Origin of the sequence: Mucilaginibacter panaciglaebae (assembly GCF_039539265.1) — a bacterium.
GTDB lineage: Bacteria > Bacteroidota > Bacteroidia > Sphingobacteriales > Sphingobacteriaceae > Mucilaginibacter > Mucilaginibacter panaciglaebae.
This window is the reverse complement of record NZ_BAABCV010000007.1, coordinates 23,158-37,609: the sequence shown is the minus strand read 5'-3', so window position 1 is coordinate 37,609 and position 14,452 is coordinate 23,158. Positions and strand designations below refer to the sequence as shown.

The 14,452-nt window shown below is 41.7% G+C and carries 15 protein-coding genes; 5 read left to right on the top strand and 10 right to left on the bottom strand.

The window, feature by feature from the left end; translation table 11 throughout:
• Positions 1-36: 36 nt before the first annotated feature.
• Positions 37-1,308: an IPT/TIG domain-containing protein gene (locus tag ABD772_RS10705; protein ID WP_345103840.1), complete on the bottom strand. Its 1,272-nt coding sequence runs from the start codon at positions 1,306-1,308 to the stop codon at positions 37-39.
• 266 nt (positions 1,309-1,574) lie between these two features.
• Here ABD772_RS10705 and ABD772_RS10700 point away from each other — a divergent pair, with 266 nt between their 5' ends.
• From ABD772_RS10700 to ABD772_RS10690, 3 genes are all read left to right on the top strand, one after another.
• Positions 1,575-2,312: an acyl-CoA desaturase gene (locus tag ABD772_RS10700; protein ID WP_345103837.1), complete on the top strand. Its 738-nt coding sequence runs from the start codon at positions 1,575-1,577 to the stop codon at positions 2,310-2,312.
• 124 nt (positions 2,313-2,436) lie between these two features.
• A complete protein-coding gene (locus ABD772_RS10695) occupies positions 2,437-3,693 on the top strand; it encodes a pyridoxal phosphate-dependent aminotransferase (RefSeq protein ID WP_345103835.1) in 1,257 nt (418 codons plus the stop codon).
• 200 nt (positions 3,694-3,893) lie between these two features.
• Entirely contained in the window at positions 3,894-4,073 is a 180-nt protein-coding gene (locus tag ABD772_RS10690; protein WP_345103832.1) for a hypothetical protein, read from the top strand.
• Between the two features lie 4 nt (positions 4,074-4,077).
• On the opposite strand, the gene ABD772_RS10685 is transcribed toward ABD772_RS10690, so the two are convergent.
• The 6 genes from ABD772_RS10685 to ABD772_RS10660 form a co-directional block, all read right to left on the bottom strand.
• A complete protein-coding gene (locus tag ABD772_RS10685; protein ID WP_345103829.1) occupies positions 4,078-4,614 on the bottom strand; it encodes a hypothetical protein in 537 nt (178 codons plus the stop codon).
• 6 nt (positions 4,615-4,620) lie between these two features.
• On the bottom strand, positions 4,621-4,950 hold the full coding sequence (locus tag ABD772_RS10680; RefSeq protein WP_345103827.1) for an STAS domain-containing protein: 330 nt from the start codon (positions 4,948-4,950) through the stop codon (positions 4,621-4,623).
• 3 nt (positions 4,951-4,953) lie between these two features.
• Positions 4,954-6,099, bottom strand: coding sequence for a SpoIIE family protein phosphatase (locus tag ABD772_RS10675; RefSeq protein WP_345103824.1), 1,146 nt, complete (start codon positions 6,097-6,099; stop codon positions 4,954-4,956).
• Between the two features lie 159 nt (positions 6,100-6,258).
• On the bottom strand, positions 6,259-7,686 hold the full coding sequence (gene dnaA / locus ABD772_RS10670; protein WP_345103821.1) for a chromosomal replication initiator protein DnaA: 1,428 nt from the start codon (positions 7,684-7,686) through the stop codon (positions 6,259-6,261).
• 355 nt (positions 7,687-8,041) lie between these two features.
• Positions 8,042-9,586, bottom strand: coding sequence for an acyl-CoA mutase large subunit family protein (locus ABD772_RS10665; RefSeq protein WP_345103818.1), 1,545 nt, complete (start codon positions 9,584-9,586; stop codon positions 8,042-8,044).
• Positions 9,587-9,592: 6 nt separating this feature from the next.
• The gene (locus ABD772_RS10660) at positions 9,593-10,123 is read right to left on the bottom strand and encodes a DUF7935 family protein (protein WP_345103816.1); all 531 of its coding nucleotides are present in this window, start codon (positions 10,121-10,123) and stop codon (positions 9,593-9,595) included.
• A gap of 93 nt (positions 10,124-10,216) precedes the next feature.
• Here ABD772_RS10660 and ABD772_RS10655 point away from each other — a divergent pair, with 93 nt between their 5' ends.
• Complete coding sequence (locus ABD772_RS10655; RefSeq protein ID WP_345103814.1) at positions 10,217-10,564, top strand: HesB/IscA family protein; 348 nt, start codon at positions 10,217-10,219, stop codon at positions 10,562-10,564.
• 92 nt (positions 10,565-10,656) lie between these two features.
• Here the strand turns inward: ABD772_RS10655 and ABD772_RS10650 are convergent, their stop codons facing one another.
• Complete coding sequence (locus ABD772_RS10650; protein WP_345103811.1) at positions 10,657-11,166, bottom strand: DUF3347 domain-containing protein; 510 nt, start codon at positions 11,164-11,166, stop codon at positions 10,657-10,659.
• 124 nt (positions 11,167-11,290) lie between these two features.
• Between ABD772_RS10650 and ABD772_RS10645 the strand changes: the two genes are divergently transcribed.
• On the top strand, positions 11,291-12,535 hold the full coding sequence (locus ABD772_RS10645) for an ABC transporter permease (protein ID WP_345103807.1): 1,245 nt from the start codon (positions 11,291-11,293) through the stop codon (positions 12,533-12,535).
• Positions 12,536-12,657: 122 nt separating this feature from the next.
• Here the strand turns inward: ABD772_RS10645 and ABD772_RS10640 are convergent, their stop codons facing one another.
• Together ABD772_RS10640 and rfbB are read right to left on the bottom strand one after the other, a co-directional pair.
• A complete protein-coding gene (locus ABD772_RS10640) occupies positions 12,658-13,398 on the bottom strand; it encodes a tyrosine-protein phosphatase (protein ID WP_345103804.1) in 741 nt (246 codons plus the stop codon).
• Positions 13,399-14,451 carry a dTDP-glucose 4,6-dehydratase gene (rfbB, locus tag ABD772_RS10635; RefSeq protein ID WP_345103801.1) on the bottom strand — a complete coding sequence of 351 codons (1,053 nt, stop codon included), beginning with the start codon at positions 14,449-14,451 and terminating at the stop codon, positions 13,399-13,401.
• Position 14,452 lies beyond the last annotated feature (1 nt).

The window sequence follows — 14,452 nt, the reverse complement described above, 5'->3', positions numbered from 1 at the left end:
AACTCGCAATTGCTTCGACTTTGCCTTAAAATATCTTTATTTAAATGTTAACTTGAGGATAGTATTAGTTCCGGTATTAACAACATATAAGTTACCTTCGGGATCAAGCGCCATACCGTCGGGAGCATTTAATATCTGGCCGTTTAACAGGGTTGTCACTGCACCCAATTTATTTACTAAACGTATAGCATAACCGGTTGTACTGTTTCCGTCGGCTACCACCAGGTTTCCTGATTGATCTGCCAGCACATTAATCGGATCCACGAATTGCGCAGCTGCACCTGGGCCGTCAACCAGTCCCGTGGCTCCCGAACCTGCGAGAGTGGTGACACCGCCCGATTTTGTGATCTTGCGTATATTTAAAAATTGACGGTCTGTTACATATATGCTTCCGTCGCCATCAACTGTTAAACCCTGCAAGTCGCCAAATTGAGCATCGCTGCCAACACCGTCTTTGGCACCAATCAGCACACCGCCCGCAAGTGTAGTCACTACTCCTGACGATGTAATTTTACGTATACGGTGAGAATCTGTAGTGTATATGTTGCCTGCCTCATCCAAAGCAATTCCTATAGGTACTGCAAATTTGGCTTCATTCCCAACACCATCGGCAATACCATTTTGTCCACCTGCCAACGTACCTACCGCACCGCTGGGGGTTATACGTAAGATCTTCCCCGCCACCCGATCGGCTACATAAACATCTCCAAAGCCTTCGGCTTTATGATATCCGCTTCCCCATAAAGAGCCAAATTGATATTGGCCGTTATTATATAGCGTTATAGCTCCGCCTGAAGTTATTTGATAGACACCTTGAGGATTTTCGCCAAACAAATTGCCGTTTTCAGCAAAAGAAATATGTTCGATTTTAGTGGTAAGTGTCAAATAGGTACTTACTGTACTGGTTAGCACCTTAAAATCTATCACCGAAGTAATAGTTGTATCACCGGTTTTGATAGCTATGGGGCCGGTTACCGCATTTAAGGGTATAGTAATAGAAATAGTTTGCGGGCTTGCTGAGTTAACCGTAGCAGGTACACCGCCTACAGTTACTATATTATTGGCAGCAACAGCATCAAAATTACGGCCTGAAATTTCAACCACCGTATTTGGTAAACCGCTTGCGGGGCTAAACCGGTGGATACCGGGACGAGCCTCACCTCCACTATATGTCGGATGTGAGTTTACATAAGGATTATTAGGGTCAGCCTCATAATGCGGCTGCTTCTTGCATCCAGCATTTAAAGTCAGTATTAACATCGTAGTTAACACAGTAGCTACAGCGTGTGCCGGTTTTAAGGTTTTCATGGCTGTTGGTATATAGGTTAAAAAGGCTGCTTTTTGGTTTGCTTTATAAATTTAAAACAAAATATAAATAAGTTGTTGCACCATATTTTCAAAAATGACTTATAAGTCAGGAAAATATATCTGCAAAGACAATTCCTCTAAATTTCGCAGCCAATTCGCTATCAGTATGCGTTTATTATTTTATTTACTCATAAGTTTAATAGCCATAAAAACTAAATTGGTATCTTTGCCGTTAATTATAATACACATAAAATTCATTTCAATTCGTGATCATCTTAGTATTTTTCCTGGCGCATTGGTTCCTGTCGCTATTTTTCCAAACATTTTTTTTGCATCGTTACGCATCACACAAAATGTTTAGTACCCATAAAATAAATGAGCGTATTTTCCATTTACTTACTTTTATTTGTCAGGGTTCGTCTTATTTAAACCCGCGGGCTTATGCGATAATGCACCGCGAGCATCATGCTTATAGCGATACTGAAAAAGACCCGCATTCGCCCTATTTTTTTACTGACGTTTTTCAGATGATGTGGCGTACTGCACAGAGCTATAAACTGTATGAGAAACGCATGAAAGAACCAGATGCCCAATTTGCGGGATATTATCCTGAGTGGCGCCTGGTAGATTACTGGGGATCAACCTACATATCGCGTATTTTATTCGGCCTGGGTTACGTTGCTTTTTATATTGCCTTTGCTACACATTGGTGGATGTTCTTGCTATTACCTATTCATTTTATGATGGGGCCTATACATGGCGCAATTGTAAACTGGTGCGGCCATAAATATGGTTATGCCAATTTTGACAATGGCGATAAATCAAAAAACTCTTTCCCGCTTGACTTTTTAATGCTTGGCGAATTGTTCCAGAACAACCATCACAAGCGCCCCAATAGCTCAAACTTTGCTGCCAAATGGTTTGAGTTTGATCCGGTTTATCCTGTAATGAAGGCATTGCACTGGGTGCGGATCATAAAGCTGCGAAAGCCTGCATCGGCATAATTTACTATTGCATGCAAAAGCGAAAAGGTAAAAGGAGCGTAAACTGACAATCCTTTTACCTTTTTTGTTTTCAGCTCGCGCAAAAACCTTCTATCTTTATCGTGTTTACCTTCTAAACTTGAAAATGAAAGTATCTGCATTGGCCCAAAACTTACGAGGCTCTGAAATCATCAAAATAGCCGGCGAGATCAACGAATTAAAACGCCAGGGACAAAACATTGCCAACCTGACTATCGGCGATTATGATTCAAATATCTATCCTATCCCCGGCGAGTTGAAGAAGGGCATTGTTGATGCTTACGCAGAAAATCAAACCAACTACCCTCCAGCTGACGGCGTTTTAACGCTGCGTGAAAGCGTATCGGTATTTTTGAAAAGCCGTTTAGGTTTAAGCTACAAACCTAATGAGATATTAATTTCGGGCGGGTCTCGACCATTAATTTACTCTACTTACCTGGCAGTTGTTGACGAAGGCGACAAGGTTGTTTTCCCGGCACCGTCGTGGAACAATAACCATTACTGCGACTTATTGAAGGCCAATGGCGTTATGGTACAAACCCGTGCCGAAAATAACTTTATGCCTACAGCCGATGAACTGCGCCCGCATATTAAAGGCGCCACTTTATTAGCACTTTGCTCGCCTTTGAACCCAACCGGCACCATGTTTAGCAAAAAAGACCTGGAAGAGATCTGCGACCTGGTGATTGCCGAAAACAGAAACCGTGCGGCTGGCGAGAAACCACTTTACTTTTTATATGATCAAATCTACTCGCAGTTAACTTTTGGCAATAACCAGCATTTTGACCCGGTTACCTTACGCCCCGAATTGCGCGACTATGTGATATTTATTGACGGCGCTTCAAAATGCTTTGCAGCTACCGGCGTACGTGTTGGCTGGGGCTTTGGGCCCGAAGCACTGATTAATAACATGAAAGCTATTGTTGGCCATATGGGCGCCTGGTCGCCAAAGGCCGAGCAGGTGGCTATGGCTAAATACATTATAGATGAAGCCTCTGTAAATTCATACCTGACCACCTTAAAGTCAAACATACAAGCCAGTTTAACTGCGCTGCACAACGGTTTTCAGCAATTAAAAACCGAGGGGTTTGCGGTAGATTCGATAGCACCTATGGGTGCCATTTATCTAACCATTAAGATCGACTATACCGGCAAAAAAACTCCGGATGGTACCATATTAAACGATTCGGCAGATATTAACTTTTACCTGATTAAAGAAGCTAAGATCGCTTTTGTTCCGTTCTCTGCGTTTGGCACAGGCGACGATGTCAATTGGTTCCGCGCTTCGGTAGGTGCTTGTACTTTACAGGATATTGAGGATGCACTTCCCAGGATTAAAGCGGCATTGGCGAAACTGGTATAAGTCTATGCCATTTTGAGCGATAGCGGGAAATCTATATATGAGTGTTGCGCTAATTAGTTGCGCTTGTGTAAATTTCTCCCCGTCCTCTTCAAAATGACATATTTTGGAAATGCGTTGCCCAACAGCTCAAAAAGATATTTAATGAGCACTTAATAGTGGTTTAATATTTGCGGCTTATTTTATAGATCAACTATCCTAAAATGACTGCAGATATAAATTACTGGTGGGTTGGCGCGCTTATTATAGCAATAGTGTTGCTGATTACGTGGCTTATAAGGCGCGACCGCAAAGACGAAAAGGAATTCAAGAAGGAGATTATCCAATCAGAGATAAAAGCTGACCAACACAAGGAAACTAAAGACAGCGATATAACGCCCTGAGTAATTATATCTCTATATATACACTAAAGGTATTCAGGCCTTTGGCGATATCATACTCATAAGTAAAGTTGTCTGATGCCTTCGTAATGATCAATAAGCCAAAGTGCTCCATGAGGTTACTTACGTCAATGAGCGCATTTTCATCATCAACCTCTTCGCATACAAACCTTATTTGCGCCTCGCTTTCAACTACAGCATACATGCTGTGCAAACCATCTTGAGTTAACAGTTCTTTATATCCCGGACTTTGTAGCGATGAAGTGATATTTCCTGGCTGATAACGGTTACCAAAGTCTTTTTTATCAATGTGAATGCTTTTTCCGTCGACGGTTATATTCAAAAGTGTTTCTTTAGTACCGGCGTGTTTGATGCCATTGGTTAGTAACTCAATTAATATCACCTCAATTTTAAAACTGATAGAATCTTTGTTTGCACCGGCAGGTAATTGATTAATAACAAAGTCGAGTAACTCCTTGACCGACGATTTGATGGATTGGCGGGTGTTAGGTAATAAAAATTGTTTGCTTACAGATTCAGCCATATTTTATTACTTGGAGAGTTCATCGAAATCGCTGTATATCTTAAATACCTTGTCAAGCCTGGTCAGCGCAAACAGGTTAGCAATATCCTTATTTAAACCTACCAGCATCATCTCTTGTTTAAAAGAAATTAAATGTTTAAGTGCCGATACGATTGAGCCTAAAAAAGAGCTGTCGATATATTCAACCGAGCTCATATCAATAGCTATTGATCTTTTGTATTTGTCAAACAGCTCTATAACCTCGGTTTTGAAGGCGTCGGCATTTTCAAGACTAGCCTCTTTAATATCCAATTTTACTAATAGCTTGTCGCTGAGTTCGTTATACACCTCAATCATATATTAATTTTTATAAATGCTGATTATGCTACGGTCGTCAACCTGCTCATTTAGGTTATGGTTAAACAGATTTGATACGATTTCCGTAAAGTTATTTTCTTTTGCAATAAAAGGTTTAAGCGCCTTCGAAAATCGATTATAGTCGCTTTTTTTGCCGTTAGCATCAACAAAATCAATCATGCCATCGGTAAAGATGAACAGCCGGTCGCCTTGTTTTAATATGATTTCTTTCTCATTATAGTTCCCTTCTGCAAATAATCCCAGCAATAAACCCGATGAGCTTATCATATTTAATTCGGCGGACTCAGACCGATAATGCAATAACGGCAAATCGCCAGCGCCCGAATAAGTGATTTTGTTGGTTTCACTATCAATTAGTAATAACGACAAGCTTGATAAAATATCCTTTAACACTTCATCAAAACAAATGATAGAATTAACCTGCTGTAATATTTTTGCAGTCGAGTATTCATTATTAAAAGCGGCAAAACGTACGGCAGACCGCACATAACTTAAAAACCCAAAAGTAAAGAACCAAGCCATCCACTTTTTACCCATAATATCGCCTAGTACAATAAAGTTATAACGGTTATTAACTTTTATAAAGTCTATGAAATCTCCACCGGGGATATCGTGATAAGCCTGATGCCAAAAATCGACATTGAAGGCTTGGATTTCCGGAGCTTTTATAGGGATGGATTTAATATTAAGTGATTTAGCCGCCTTTTTAACTTCGTTTTCAGAAAGCTCCCGCTGCTTGTCAACCGTAAATAGAATATTGTTTATTTTAGATACGATTACATTAATCGGCGTATCCTTGATCACATAGTCAATAGCCTGCAAATCGAGGCCTTTCTCCATTAAGTCTTTGTCAGAAAAGAACGTCAGGAAAACAAATGGGATATCCTGAAAAGCCGGGTCATTCATCAAATATCTGCGAAACTCAAACCCATTCATTTTGAGCATCTCGTAGTCTGAAAGAATTAAATCGGGGTTTACCTCGCCTTTTTTGAGTAATTCGATAGCAGCCTCGGCAGAGGGCGCGCTTTTACACTCAAACCCGGACTTTTTAAATACCCGTTCAATCAGCTTCAGGAAAAGCTGGTCATCATCGACAAGTAATATCTGTTTGGGTTTATGAATAGCCATTAAAAGGTAAGGCTGCCGTGGTTAAAGCAACGGCCAATTTTACTTAATAATACCGATAAATTTAAATTAATATTTCTTTTGATATTTGAAATTGCATAGAACAAAAACGCCACTATGAACAATCACAATGGCGTTTAGCAAGTTTTTCTAAAATTTGTCTTACGACATCTTCAATTTCTTCTGTATATCCGCTACGTAGCCTTTAAACTTTTTATCAGTATCAATTAAATCTTCAACAGTCTGGCAGGCATAAATAACAGTTGAGTGGTCGCGGCCGCCAAAGAAATGACCGATTGATTTCAATGAGCTTTTGGTATGTGCCTTAGCCAGGTACATCGATATCTGACGGGCCTGAACGATCTCACGTTTACGGGTTTGCGATTTTACCATATCGATAGGCACTTCGAAATACTCGCAAACCAGGTTTTGGATATACTCCATCGATATTTCTTTCGACGAGTTCTTCACAAAGTTCTTCAACATTTGCTTGGCCAGGTTCAGGTCAATTTCCTTACGGTTAAGGGTTGACTGTGCCAGTAACGATACCATGGCGCCTTCCAGCTCACGTACGTTATTGTCAATATTATGTGCTACATATTCAATCACATCATCACCCAATTCGATACCGTCCTGATAGGTTTTGTTTTTCAGGATAGCCATACGGGTTTCCAGGTCGGGTACTTGCAGGTCGGCGCTCAGGCCCCATTTAAATCTTGACAATAAGCGCTCCTCTAAACCGGCAAGGTCTTTAGGTGCTTTATCAGAAGTAATAATGAGTTGTTTGCCTGATTGGTGCAGGTGATTGAAGATGTGGAAGAAGAAATCCTGTGTTTTTTCTTTACCGGCAAAGTTGTGCACGTCATCCATGATCAGCACGTCTATAGCCTGGTAAAAGTTAACAAAGTCGTTTATATTATTATGCTTTAAAGCATCAACAAATTGCTGTGTAAATTTCTCGCACGATACATACAATACCAGCTTATCGGGCAAAGTACGTTTAATTTCATTCCCGATAGCTTGTGCCAGGTGGGTCTTACCTAAACCTACCCCACCGTATATCATTAACGGATTGAATGAGGTGCCACCCGGCTTAGCCGCTACAGCGTAGCCGGCCGATCGGGCTAAACGGTTACAATCGCCTTCCACAAAATTCTCGAAAGTATACTGACGGTTCAATTGCGGATCAACATTCAGCTTTTTTAGTCCGGGAATTACAAACGGATTCTTAATATCCTTATTTATTGAAATAGGGATAGGCATTGACTGGTTTTTTGACTCAGCACCGTTTCCGTTTGATGGCATATTGGTAGTATATGGTTTGCTGGTGGATGATTGCTCAACCACTATATTATACTCTAAACGGCCATCTTCGCCTAATTGTTTCTTTATTGTTTTACGTAACAGCTGAACATAGTGCTCTTCCAGCCATTCGTAAAAAAATAAACTCGGAACTTGTATGGTCAGAACGCTACCTTCCATGCGCAATGCTTTGATTGGCTCGAACCAAGTTTTAAAGCTTTGCGCAGGTATGTTGTCTTTTATGATTTGAAGACAGCTATTCCAGACGTTTGTACAAGTTTTTTCCATACGGGATCTTACTAAAATATTGATTTTCAACCCCCCAGCGACACTTCCATTGGGATTGCTACGGAACATCGAATATTCGGAAAAAAAGCGAATTAAAAAATTCTTTTTTCACTTTTTGTAAAAATAAATTTCAAAAAAAGTGCTCATTTTTTTGTAGGGTTTTGAAGATTAAAGGTTATATTTTGGCGGGCGACCATCTATTTATGACCATTCTCATATTAAATATAGCATTTACAGTCTCTTAGGCCATTATTTATAATTTTGCTTAAGCTAAGGCCGTGCATTTCCTATTTATTATTGCCGCTATTAGATGATAGCGGGAAAATGCAGTCGGTAGTTTTTATTCCAAATAGCTCTAGTATTCTCCAAAAACAGATCGCAGAGTATCGGCAATTTCACCGAGGGTGGCATAATTTTCTACTGCTGTTAATATAAAAGGCATCAAATTCTCTGTACCCGCGGCTGCCTCTTTTAATTTTTCAAGGTTTTGTGCTACTATCGGGTTATCGCGATTAGTCTTTAAATTCTTGATATTTTCTATCTGCCGCAGCCGGATACTATCATCAACCCTAAATACATTAGTTACCGGTTGCTCTCCCTGTGCAAATTTGTTGACCCCGACAATTACCCGCTCGCCGGTTTCAACTTCATTCTGATACAGGTAAGCGGCATTAGCAATTTCCTGCTGCATGTAATCCTGCTCAATGGCTTTCACTGAGCCGCCCAAGGCATCTATTTTATCTATATATAATAGTGCGGCAGCTTCCAGCTCATTAGTTAATGCTTCTATAAAATATGAACCGGCCAATGGATCGACAGTATCGGCAACGCCGCTTTCAAAGGCGATGATCTGTTGTGTACGCAGGGCAATCTGAGCAGCCGTCTCCGTAGGTAACGATAATGCCTCATCATACCCATTAGTGTGGAGCGATTGTGTGCCGCCCAATACCGCGGCCAATGCCTGGATAGTTGTGCGTGCTATATTATTTATAGGTTGCTGCGCGGTCAATGTCGACCCACCGGTTTGCGTATGGAAGCGTAACTTTTGCGCATTAGGGTCGGTAGCGCCAAGTTCTTTGGTAATATTGGCCCACATCCGGCGCGCGGCCCTGAACTTGGCAATCTCCTCAAAAAAATTATTATGACAGTTAAAGAAGAATGATAATCGCCTGGCAAAAACATTTATGTCTAAACTTTTGCTTAATGCCGCCTCTAAATACGCTTTGCCATTAGCAAGCGTAAAAGCCAGCTCCTGCACCGCTGTCGACCCCGCCTCGCGAATGTGATATCCGGAAATAGAAATAGTATTCCACCTAGGTAACTCTTTACTGCAATACTCAAACACATCGGTAATTAAGCGCATAGACGGACCAGGTGGATAGATATAAGTACCACGCGCGGCATACTCTTTTAATATATCGTTTTGTATAGTCCCGGATAATTGCTTTAAATCGGCACCTTGTTTTTTTGCTAACGCGATGTACATGGCCAGCAGAATGGGAGCGGTTGCGTTAATGGTCATCGAGGTGGTAATATCGCTTAGCTTGATGCCATCAAACAATATCTCGATGTCATTTAAAGAATCAATAGCAACGCCCACCTTGCCTACCTCGCCCTCCGCCAGTTGGTGGTCTGAATCGTAACCGATCTGGGTAGGCAGATCAAATGCTACCGAAAGGCCCATAGTGCCCTGGCTTAATAAATAATGATAACGCTTGTTTGATTCTTCGGCGGTAGAAAACCCTGCATATTGACGCATTGTCCAGGGCTTGCCGCGGTACATGTCCTTTTGTATCCCGCGGGTATAAGGAAACTGGCCGGGTAATTCAGTCATGTTTGAAGGTTCAGTATAAACCTCCTTTATCTCGATGCCCGATGTAGTTTTCCGCTTGCCTGACATAGCTTTCTAAAATAATTGCTCGAGCTCTTTGCGTATCAGGGCCAGGCCGGCATCGTACGGATTGTTTGCTACATTACTGATCTGTATTAATACAACTCTGCTTAATTCTAAGCCGGTTGCGTTTTCAGGTAAATCTTTAATTGCATTATTTACTAAGCCTAGTGTTTCATCTTTCAATCGTTTTACAATAGCCCAGGTATTAGTGCTTACATATATCTGTTGAGTAACGTTATGCTGGTATTCATTGCGCAGTTCGGCCACTATAAGTACATATAACTCGGAGGCTGAGTAATCGGGATTATTTAAACGGACCAACAAGTTGGCCGGATTGATTCTTTCTATAAATAATACCACGCGCTCATAAGCCTGCAGGCGCAATGGCAGCGTTTGATTGCTGATGGTTTTCTTCAGTTCGGCAAGTTGTATACCTTCGTTACGGTCAAGGTAGGGTTTTAGTAAATAAAAGGCTATCCATACTACGCCCAGGCCAGCAACGGTATATTTTATAATGTCTAATAAAAAGGGATATAAAGTCATATTTAAGTTTATGTTAGGCGCAGGTCATAAATATAGCGGCCGAAACAAAAATCCGCATTTTACATTATATTTGCGTAGTTAATTAAAAATAAGATGAGTACTGCTGTTGAAACCGCACCGGTAACCCTAACTGAAGGAGCCGTCAAAGAATTATATAAATTACGAGATCAGCAAGAAATCAGTGACGACTTTGGCCTGCGCATTGGTGTTGAGGGCGGCGGCTGCTCTGGCATGAGCTACATTTTAGGCTTTGATCAGAAAAAAGACGGCGATACTGAATATATGATTGAAGGATTGCGTGTATTTATGCATAAGGCACATGGCATGTACCTGCTGGGTATGCAAATAGATTTTCAAGATGGATTAAACGCCCGCGGCTTTACCTTTAATAATCCTAACGCTGCCAGTACTTGCGGCTGTGGCACGTCTTTTTCTGTATAGATACAAGAATCAAGCGTAAAGAGTTAAAAAGTAACAAAAGCGCCGGGAATAAATTCCCGGCGCTTTTTCATTGTCAGCTTTCTGTCTTGACTCTATTTAGCAGCCGTCAGTGTTTCTTTTACGCTACCGCAATCCAGCATGGATTTGCCATAGTACGGATTTTCAATAGCTTGCTTGTCGCTTAACCAACTGGCTTTTTTCATAGGGCAGTATTGCCAGTACAATGGCCCGGTATTTAACTGAAACACCTTCAAAACCGCATAGACATTTTTTGACAATGAGGCAAAGTGCTCTCGCTGATGATCAATAGATTGGCTTTCGCTGATGTGCCGACTGTCAAAGCTTAGCTTATCGGCATAATTTTTCCAGGTACTCAGCTCTTTTGGCGTCATGTCTTTAGTCTGTACTGTAGTGATCTGATCATACAGCGCCTTGGCTTTGAGTTGTGCCGCAGCATTGTCATCAGTAACCAAGGAGTTTTTAAGATCCAGATACCCGGTCATAATACTATTGATTGACACACTGGCACCGGTTTGCGCTTCAGTATAAGTGACTGTGCTTAGCAAAATAAGCAGCGCCAAAGCAGATTTAACTATTTTCATGGTTTTAAAATTAATCCTCAAGTTACCAAAATCTTTTTAATATACTTGTTAAATAACCCCGTCGGTGATGTAACAAACCTACCTACCGGTTAGTCTTATGGCTGAGTTTTTTTAATTTTATACCATGCCGGTTCAAACCACGCTTAAAGAAAATGTGTCTATTGCCCTGCAATCAATTGCGGGCAACCGGCTGCGTACCTCGCTCACTTCGTTAATTATCGCTATTGGCATTATGGCTTTGGTTGGGATATTAACAGCTATCGAGGGTATCAAACAATACACCACTGACGCTTTTTCAAGTTTAGGCGCTAACTCATTTACTATACAAAACCGCGGCTCTGGCATTAACTTTGGCAACGGCGGACACCGTAAATGGTATCCGTCAATACGTTATGACCAGGCTCAGCGTTTTAAAACCTTGTATCAGCTACCTGCTTTAGTATCTATCAATTTAGATATAACCGGCACCGCGGTTGCCAAATATGCCAGTCAGAAAACAAACCCCAACGTTAGCATGACCGGCACTAACGAAAACTACCTGCAAACTAACGGGTACAAACTGGCGCTTGGCCGCAACTTTTCTGCGCAGGAATTAGAGTACGGCGCCGGCGTTGTGATTATAGGCGATGAGGTAAAAAACAAATTATTTAAAAACGAAGACCCAATCAATAAATCCATTTTCCTGGGCAGTAATAAATTTAAGGTTATCGGTGTGTTTGCGACGAAGGGCTCCAGTGCAGGTTTTGGTGGGGGCGACAGGCTTTGTATCATCCCCATATTAAAAGCCAAGCAGATTGCGCCGATGGCCAACCCTTCATTTGCTATTACGGTCATGGTTAACAGCGGCAGCGCCCTGGATGCCAGCGTTGGCGAGGCGACTTCGGTTTTTAGGAATATCCGCGGGTTGAATGTGGCTGTTCCTGACAACTTTGAAATTGTGCGAAGCGATTCTATCCAACAAAAATTAGGCGAGCAATTGGGCTATATGACCATGGCCGGCTTTGGTATTGGTATTATTACGCTCATTGGTGCAGCTATTGGTTTGATGAATATCATGCTGGTATCAGTAACTGAACGGACCCGAGAAATTGGCGTTAGGAAGGCTATTGGCGCTACCCCCGCAGTAATACGTAAGCAGTTTTTAATTGAAGCTATCGTAATTTGTTTAATTGGCGGGCTTGGGGGGATGATACTGGGAATGGCAGCGGGCAACCTGATAGCCATACAAATAAGCGGGAAATTTGTAGTGCCGTGGCTGTGGCTACTCTCGGCAATAATATTATGTACGCTAATTGGTCTGTTGTCCGGATTTTATCCGGCTAAAAAGGCAGCCCGGTTAGATCCGGTGGAAGCGCTGCGGTACGAGTAGTCTTTTAATGGCTCAATTAGCGAATGAGTGAGTTATTTATTCAAGCATAAATAAGAAAACATCTATTCATTGCAATTAACGAATTTGCCAATAATACATTCATTGGCTAATTCACTCGTTATTTATTGCAGCATCACATTTTTCAACGGATAATTGGTCAGCAGTCTTTCAACATGTGGAAGGCTTAGTGCATCATGAAATGCAGCCGCATGTTTAGGATGATGCATATCGCTCGAGATAAAGTCGACAATATCTGCATCAACCATGCTCTCAGCCTTATGCTTTATACCTTTGCCATAATAACCGGTAAGCGATATAGTATTTAACTGGATATTACATCCCCAGGCACGCAGGTTAGCCATTTCTTCGACAGTCATATAGCCATATCGCTCAGGGTGCGCCAATATAGGCCTGTATCCTGCTGCGGTCATTTTTTGTATTACCTGGAAGGCGTTTTGAGGCGGGCTGATGAAAGGATATTCAAACAACACGTAGTTATCGCCCATTGTCATTACCTTTTTATCGTCAACCCGTTTCTCGAATGTTTCGTCAAAATAGTGCTCGGCTGCTGCTTCAACTTTAATGTCGATTTCGCGGAGCTTCAACTCGGCTTTTAAAATTTCGAGCGCACCATTAATAGTTTCAGGTGTATTTCTGTAAAAATCGATCATGATGTGGGGCGTGGCTATGATCTTTTTTATGCCTGCGTCCACCATCTTGTTTATTAAAAAGACAGACTCTTCTACGTTCTGCGCCCCATCGTCAATGCCGGGCAAGACATGCGAGTGCATGTCGACAGCTATCGATGCATAGTTAACCGATGCCTGTCGCTTCTCTTCCTTCTTTTTAAAAAGACCAAACATTTATCTTTTATGATATTGTTCTGTATAATATTGCTGGTAATGGCCAGAGGTAACATTGTTCAGCCACTCTTCATTAGCCAGATACCAGTCTACCGTTTTCTCCAAACCCTCTTCAAACGTTATGCTTGGCACCCAGCCCAATTCATTTTTTAGCTTGGTGGCATCAATAGCGTAACGCAGGTCATGTCCTGCCCTGTCTGTAACAAAAGTAATGAGCCCGGCCGATTCACCGTCGGCACGACCCAACTTTTTATCCATAATAGCACAAAGTGTTTTTATCAGATCTATATTTTTCCACTCGTTATGACCGCCAATGTTGTAGGTCGTTCCGCTTGCCGCCTTATGAAAAATAACATCAATTGCACGGGCATGATCTTCAACCCATAACCAATCTCTGATGTTTTCGCCTTTACCATATACCGGCACCGGCTTTTTATTTTTAATATTATTGATAGCAAGCGGGATTAATTTCTCAGGAAAATGGAATGAACCGTAATTATTTGAACAATTGGAGATCACCGTATCCATCCCGTAAGTATCTTGATAAGCGCGCACAAAGTGGTCAGAACTTGCTTTTGACGCCGAATAAGGTGAGTGCGGATCATAAGCAGTTGTTTCGGTAAACATACCATCCTCGCCTAAAGTACCATAAACCTCGTCGGTAGATACATGGTAAAAACGTTTTTTATCGTACTGGCCCTTCCAGGTTTCGCGTGCAGCGGTTAGCAGATTTACCGTACCTACCACATTGGTCATCACAAACTCCAATGGGTTGGTGATTGAACGATCAACATGCGACTCGGCGGCAAGGTGGATCACCGCATCAGGCTGTTCGTCAACAAATAATTGGCGGATAAACTCCAGGTCGACAATATCGCCTTTTACAAAGGTATAATTAGGTTCATTCTCAATATCAATCAAATTAGCCAGGTTTCCGGCATAGGTCAGCTTATCCAGATTGACGATTTGGTAATCAGGGTAATTTTTTACGAAACGGCGTATAACATGCGAACCGATGAAGCCCGCGCCACCTGTAATTATGATTCTCTTCATT

Coding starts and splice junctions, on each gene's coding strand:
- ABD772_RS10705 (WP_345103840.1), bottom strand. CDS start 1,308: ATGAAAACCTTAAAACCGGCACACGCTGTAGCTACTGTGTTAACTACG.
- ABD772_RS10695 (WP_345103835.1), top strand. CDS start 2,437: ATGAAAGTATCTGCATTGGCCCAAAACTTACGAGGCTCTGAAATCATC.
- ABD772_RS10690 (WP_345103832.1), top strand. CDS start 3,894: ATGACTGCAGATATAAATTACTGGTGGGTTGGCGCGCTTATTATAGCA.
- ABD772_RS10685 (WP_345103829.1), bottom strand. CDS start 4,614: ATGGCTGAATCTGTAAGCAAACAATTTTTATTACCTAACACCCGCCAA.
- ABD772_RS10680 (WP_345103827.1), bottom strand. CDS start 4,950: ATGATTGAGGTGTATAACGAACTCAGCGACAAGCTATTAGTAAAATTG.
- ABD772_RS10675 (WP_345103824.1), bottom strand. CDS start 6,099: ATGGCTATTCATAAACCCAAACAGATATTACTTGTCGATGATGACCAG.
- dnaA (WP_345103821.1), bottom strand. CDS start 7,686: ATGGAAAAAACTTGTACAAACGTCTGGAATAGCTGTCTTCAAATCATA.
- ABD772_RS10665 (WP_345103818.1), bottom strand. CDS start 9,586: ATGTCAGGCAAGCGGAAAACTACATCGGGCATCGAGATAAAGGAGGTT.
- ABD772_RS10660 (WP_345103816.1), bottom strand. CDS start 10,123: ATGACTTTATATCCCTTTTTATTAGACATTATAAAATATACCGTTGCT.
- ABD772_RS10655 (WP_345103814.1), top strand. CDS start 10,217: ATGAGTACTGCTGTTGAAACCGCACCGGTAACCCTAACTGAAGGAGCC.
- ABD772_RS10650 (WP_345103811.1), bottom strand. CDS start 11,166: ATGAAAATAGTTAAATCTGCTTTGGCGCTGCTTATTTTGCTAAGCACA.
- ABD772_RS10645 (WP_345103807.1), top strand. CDS start 11,291: ATGCCGGTTCAAACCACGCTTAAAGAAAATGTGTCTATTGCCCTGCAA.
- ABD772_RS10640 (WP_345103804.1), bottom strand. CDS start 13,398: ATGTTTGGTCTTTTTAAAAAGAAGGAAGAGAAGCGACAGGCATCGGTT.
- rfbB (WP_345103801.1), bottom strand. CDS start 14,451: ATGAAGAGAATCATAATTACAGGTGGCGCGGGCTTCATCGGTTCGCAT.